Genomic DNA, 4,933 nt, shown 5'->3' with positions numbered 1-4,933 from the left:
GGGATCGGCGGACCGGGTCGAGGACGGGGTGCCGTCCCCGACCACGGGCCACCCGCCGACCCAGTCCAGGCGGTCGAGCATCATGTATCGCCGCTGCACCCCGTTGGGGAGCACGGCGCTGCCACGGGGGGCGGCGTGATAGAGCATCCAGTCCTGCCCCGCGTCGTCGGTGGTCACGTCCACGTGACCCGGTCCCACCCAGTCGGCGTCACCCTTGAGGATCACGTCGCCGGGCAGCGGGGAACCCGGCCCCTGCACCAACGGGCGCTGTTGCCGATCGGAGTACGGGCCCATCACGTCGTCGGCGCGGCCACCCAACACCCGGTACTGGGACTGCTCGCCGTTGCAACACAGCCCAGCACTGGTGAACAGGTGCGTCCTGCCCTCGCGGCTGACGACGGCGGGGGCCTCGACGCCCGTACCGGCCACCAGGACGGGGTCGCCGATCAGAGCTGTCCCCGCTGGGTTCATCCGCACCGCGTGGATCCCCTCGAAGTTCCCCATGAACATGACCGGGCCGTCGGCCGTGAACACCACCTCGGGGTCCATCGGATCCAGATCCCGATAGGGCGCGTCGGCCCCGTAGCAGACGATCGGCGCACCGCCGTGGGTCCACGGGCCCTCGATCCCGGGCGCGGTGGCCATCCCGATACAGGGGGCCGGCCCGCCGGTCGTGTAGTACATGACCGCTCCGGCGTCGGTGACGTGGACGTCCGGCGCCCACAGGTACGACCCCGACGGTGCCCACGAGGGACGGGATCCGAAGGCGTCCCCCACGTACTCCCACTCGACCAGGTCGAAGGACCGGAAGTGCGGGACGAGCCGGTACCCGGCACCGTCCGACCAGTCGTCCGAGGACGCGTAGACGTGGAAGGCGCCGTCCGCTCCCCTCTGGACCGACGGGTCCGGGGCGATGGAGGAGATCACCGGGTTCGCGGCCGCGGGCACCGCCGCGGTGGCGGACACGAGGGGGACGACGACGGCCAGCGCGGCGGCGCCGAGGGCGCGCGCTCCTCGCGAGATTTTCATCGGCCGAGCATAGACCCATGAACCGTCTTTATGTGACCGTACGTAACTCCCGGTTGGAGCCCCGCTCCGCGCTCGCTATCTCGCCCCGCGCTCCTTGCGCAGCAGGAACCGCTGGATCTTGCCCGACGGCGTCTTGGGCAGCTCACGGGCGAAGTGGACCTTCCGGGGGAACGCGTGGGCCGCGAACTCCGTCTTGACCCACTTCTGCAGTTCGTCCGCCTTGTCGTCGTCACCCTCGACACCCTCGCGCAGCACGACGTACGCCTCGAGTACCTCACCGGCCAGTTCGTCGGGGACGCCGATGATCGCCGACTCCAGCACGTCCGGGTGCTTGGCCAGGACGGACTCCACGTCGAACGGGCCGATCCGGTAGCCGGACATGATGATCACGTCGTCGTCGCGGCTGGAGAAGTAGAAATGACCGTCGGCGTCGAGCTTGGCCGCGTCGCCCGTGTAGTACCAGCGGCCGTCCGCGCTGAACCGCTCGGCCGTCTTCTCGGGCGCGTCGTGGTACCCCGTGAACCACATGAGCGGGCTGGCGGGGACGTCGATCGCGACCCGGCCGAGCTCCCCCACCGGCGCGGTCTCGTCGGAGTCGGCCGCGAGCACGGTGCACCCCCACCCGGGAAGCGGCACTCCCATGGACCCGGGACGGACGTCCTCGCGCAGCGAGTCGTGCCAGGGGTTGATGATGAACATCCCGTGCTCGGTCTGGCCGTACTGGTCCCGGACCTCGACACCGAACTGCTCGATCGACCACTCGATCACCTCCGGGGTGAGCGGCTCACCGGCGGCGGAGGCCCGGCGGAGCCTCACGTCCGGCGCGATGTCGCGCTTGGCGCGCATCGTCCGGTAGACCGTCGGCGCCGCCGCGAAGTTGGTGACCCCGTAGTACTGCAGGACGGCGAACGCCAACTCCGGGGTGTAGCGGGCGTGGAGGAGCAGGCTGCGGCGGCCCACCGCCAGCGGACCGAGGATGCCGTAGTAGAGGCCGTACGCCCAGCCCGGATCGGCACCGTTCCAGAACACGTCGTCGGCGCGCACGTCCAGACCGGTCTCGATGTACTGGTGGAACGCGGCGAGCGCGCGGACGGGGACGACGACCCCCTTGGGGGTGCCGGTGGTGCCCGAGGTGAAGAGCATCACCATCCCGGCGTCCGGGCCGGTGACCGCGGCGCCGCGACCGGGCTCCTGGTCGCCGACGATCGTGTCGAGATCGAGGTCTCCCTCCCGGGCACCGGGGCAGTCCGCCAGCCCGGCCACGACCACCGGGACGGATGTGCTCTCGAGCTTCCCCCGCTGGTCGGCGTCGGACACGATCACCCGGGCGTCGCCGCCGGTGATCCGCATCTCGATGGCGGGCCAGGCGAACGCGGTGAACAGCGGCATGTGCACCGCGCCCAGGCGCCAGATCCCCATGAGCGTGAACACCAGGTCCGCGGACTTGGCCATGAGCGTGGCGACCCGGTCCCCCTCGCCCACACCGAGAGCCGCCAGGGCGGCGGCCACCTTCTCGCTCCCGACCTTCAGCTCGCCGTAGGTGATGTCGCGACCGGACAGGTCGGCGTCGATCACGGTGAAGGCCACGGCGTCGGGGTCGTGGCGGTCGCACAGGAACTCCGCCGCACTCGCACCGGGGACGTCGTAGATCGCCAGGAACTCGTCCGGGGACAGGGGCGTACCGGTGGGCGGCGTGGTCTCGGTCGTATCTGCAGACATGTCTGCAGATACTACTGCAGAGGCCCGCCGCACACCACCCACCGACGGGCACCCCCGCTTTCGGGGCTGGTACGACTGCTCCGGAGCCGTGCACTCTAATGGGACCACCCGACGATTCCCGCACGTACCCGGAAGGACTCCCATGGCCGTCGACCGACTGCTCCCCAGCGACGAGGCGTACGAACTCCTCGACATGACCCGCTCGGTCGCGGACAAGCTGCTCGAGCCGATCGCGGCCGAGCACGAGCGGAACCACACCTATCCCGAGGGGCTCTTCGCGCAACTCGGCGAGGTGGGCCTGCTGGGGCTGCCCTATCCGGAGGAGTTCGGCGGCGGCGACCAGCCGTACGAGGTGTACCTGCAGGTGCTGGAGGAGCTCGGTGCCCGGTGGGCGGCTGTCGCCGTCGCGACGAGCGTGCACGGTCTGTCCTGCTTCCCCCTGGCCACCGCCGGCTCCGACGAGCAGAAGGCCGAGTGGCTGCCCGGGATGCTCGCCGGCGAGCAGATCGGCGCGTATTCGCTCTCGGAGCCACAGGCCGGGTCGGACGCGGCGGCGCTGCGGTGCCGCGCCGAGCGCGAGGGTGACGAGTTCGTGGTCACCGGCACCAAGTCCTGGATCACGCACGGTGGGATCGCGGACGTGTACAACCCCTTCGTCCGCACCGGCGAGGGGTCCCGCGGCATCTCGTGTCTCCTGGTCCCCCGCGACACCGAGAACCTGACGTTCGGGAAGCCCGAGGACAAGATGGGCCTGAACGGCGTCCCCACCACCACCGCCGCCTACGAGGGCGCCCGGGTCGACGCCGCCCGTCTCCTGGGCGCCGAGGGCGACGGACTGCGCATCGCGTTCTCCGCCCTGGACTCGGGCCGGCTCGGGATCGCCGCGGTGGCCACCGGCATCGCGCAGCGGGCACTCGACGACGCGGTCGCCTACGCCAATGAGCGCGAGGCGTTCGGCAAGACCATCATCGGCCACCAGGGCCTGGGCTTCCTGCTGGCGGACATGGCCGCGGCCGTGACCTCCGCCCGCGCCACGTACCTCGACGCCGCCCGACGCAAGGACGCCGGCCGTCCCTACTCCCGCCAGGCCTCGATCGCCAAGCTCACCGCCACGGACGCGGCGATGAAGGTCACGACGGACGCGGTCCAGGTGCTCGGCGGCGTCGGCTACACCCGGGAGTTCCCCGTGGAGCGGTACATGCGCGAGGCCAAGATCACCCAGATCTTCGAGGGCACCAACCAGATCCAGCGACTGGTGATCGCCCGCGACCTCGCCGTCTGAGTCCCCGGCGGCCCGTCCGGCCCGGAGCGCCTAAGGTTGGCGGCATGTCCTCCCTCCCCGACGCCTCCGCTCCCGCGGGCACCGAGTACGTGGTCCTCCTCTCGGAGGACGGCCAGCCCGTCGGCACCGCGGACAAGGCCACCGTCCACACCACCGACACCCCGCTGCATCTGGCGTTCTCGTGCCACGTGGTCGACGAGGAGGGCCGCGTCCTGCTCACCCGTCGCGCGCTGCACAAGCGCGCCTGGCCGGGTGTGTGGACCAACTCGTTCTGCGGTCACCCCGCACCGGGCGAGGACCCCGCCGAGGCGATAGTGCGACGGGCGGAACAGGAACTCGGGACGCGCGTGGACGGGATCGAGCCGGCGTTGCCGGACTTCCGGTACCGGGCGGTGGACGACTCCGGGATCGTGGAGAACGAGATCTGCCCCGTGTTCACCGCCCGCATCCGCGCCGACCTGGCCCCGCGGGCGGACGAGGTGTGTGCCCACCACTGGGCCCGGCCCGAGGACGTGCGCAAGGCCATCGACGCGACGCCGTTCGCGTTCAGCCCCTGGCTGGTCGCGCAGGCGCCGCGCATGGCCCTCTACGCTCGTTGAGGACGGACGCGTTCAGCACGGCGGATCGGCCGTCAGCCCGGCGGGCTGCCGCCGTCAGCCCGGGATGCTGATGTGTCCCTCCTCGGCCGCCAGGCCGATGTCGCGACGGAAGTGACCGCCGCCCAGCTCGACCCCGTCGAGGATCCGGTAGGCCTCCGCGCGCGCGGCGGCGAGGTCGGGACCGGTCCCGACGACCGACAGGACCCGCCCCCCGGCCGAGACCAGTCGCCCGTTCTCGTCCCGGGCCGTCCCGGCGTGGAAGACCCCCGGCTGCTCGGCGCCCTCGATCACGTCCCCCCGGCGT

Annotated in this window: 5 protein-coding genes; 2 read left to right on the top strand and 3 right to left on the bottom strand. The window is 71.5% G+C overall.

Annotated elements, in window-relative coordinates; translation table 11 throughout:
- The coding region (locus tag G6031_RS14040; protein WP_182653588.1) for a family 43 glycosylhydrolase at positions 1-1,029 on the bottom strand (1,029 nt) is incomplete at its 3' end.
- Positions 1,030-1,104: 75 nt separating this feature from the next.
- Complete coding sequence (locus G6031_RS14035; protein WP_182653587.1) at positions 1,105-2,748, bottom strand: AMP-binding protein; 1,644 nt, start codon at positions 2,746-2,748, stop codon at positions 1,105-1,107.
- A 142-nt stretch (positions 2,749-2,890) separates the two neighbouring features.
- Between G6031_RS14035 and G6031_RS14030 the strand changes: the two genes are divergently transcribed.
- Positions 2,891-4,030: an acyl-CoA dehydrogenase family protein gene (locus G6031_RS14030; protein WP_182653586.1), complete on the top strand. Its 1,140-nt coding sequence runs from the start codon at positions 2,891-2,893 to the stop codon at positions 4,028-4,030.
- 44 nt (positions 4,031-4,074) lie between these two features.
- Positions 4,075-4,629, top strand: coding sequence for an isopentenyl-diphosphate Delta-isomerase (gene idi / locus G6031_RS14025; RefSeq protein ID WP_017835303.1), 555 nt, complete (start codon positions 4,075-4,077; stop codon positions 4,627-4,629).
- A gap of 54 nt (positions 4,630-4,683) precedes the next feature.
- On the opposite strand, the gene G6031_RS14020 is transcribed toward idi, so the two are convergent.
- On the bottom strand, positions 4,684-4,933 hold a 250-nt coding region (locus G6031_RS14020), incomplete at its 5' end, for a phosphoribosylglycinamide synthetase C domain-containing protein (protein WP_277820140.1).

It is taken from the genome of Dietzia sp. CQ4, from assembly GCF_014145125.1.
Classification (GTDB): Bacteria; Actinomycetota; Actinomycetes; order Mycobacteriales; family Mycobacteriaceae; genus Dietzia; species Dietzia natronolimnaea.
This window is presented reverse-complemented; position numbering and strand designations above follow the sequence as displayed.